The 954-nt window shown below is 37.5% G+C and carries 2 protein-coding genes; both read left to right on the top strand.

Annotated elements, in window-relative coordinates; all coding sequences use genetic code 11:
* The coding region (locus ACTHS3_RS15095; protein ID WP_440368378.1) for a hypothetical protein at positions 1 to 457 on the top strand (457 nt) is incomplete at its 5' end.
* 257 nt (positions 458 to 714) lie between these two features.
* On the top strand, positions 715 to 954 hold a 240-nt coding region (locus ACTHS3_RS15090), incomplete at its 3' end, for an SMI1/KNR4 family protein (RefSeq protein WP_440368377.1).

The following is a 954-nucleotide window of genomic DNA, read 5'->3' as shown; positions in this document are numbered from 1 at the left end:
ATCATACATGACTCGACAATCTACAAATGCAGATATTATTGGGCAAAGCCCATATGTAGTAATAAATACAACGAGTGATAATGCTACAAAATCATTTGGAATTTATGTAAAAAATTCAGGGGCTGGGGTCGCAATAATAAAATCTATAAAGATTAATGATGAAGTAAATCAAAATTTGACACTTAAGAAATGGGGAGAGATTTTGAAATCAGTTGGCATGACCGAAGAAGAGATTAATTGTTTTGCATACTCAAATCCTAAAGTTGGATTGCCTTTAACAAGTAATAATGGCATAGGGTTAGTTTACGTTAAAAGTAATTTAACTGAAAATTTTAACTGTACTAACGATCAACTATTAGCGAAGCTGGAAAAAAATCTGCATGTTGAAATTACATACAGCTCTCGACTTCCTGACTCCTCTACAGAATCTGCAATACGAGCAAAGTTATGGGAGTAATTACAATCCAATAAGCGTAGCAAGCGTAGGTTGGGTCAAGACCCAACAAAACTGTTAAATTTCACAAAATGTTGGGTTTGCAACCCAACCTACATTTTGCTCAATTACCATATAATAAAAAGGTCGTCTGAAACCGATTTAACGTTTTCAGACGACCTTTGTTTCATTCCAAACAACAAATATAATCGCTCAAAGACTGGTTTCTTCCTGTTGGTTCAATACCCAACAAAATCCATTTTAAAAAGCCCCCTCCCATCATGACCTATCCGCAAGCCCTGCAACAACTTCAATACTGGCTGACAAACAACCAAGCATCTCACGCAAATCACCTAAATTTCAATGCACATCCCCTTTCAACCGATGAATTGCAGGCGATACGCGAATATACGCAAAACAAGCTGCCTGAAAGCTATTATTTATTTTTACAGCGATGCGGCGCGGGGGATTTTTTCTCTTCGTGGTACACCCGTGTGATAGTTCAAACCGTATCGCTCTCG

Source organism: Neisseria sp. P0009.S007 (assembly GCF_051962515.1).
The sequence above is the reverse complement of the archived record's forward strand: the minus strand, read 5'-3'. Positions and strand labels throughout refer to the sequence as shown.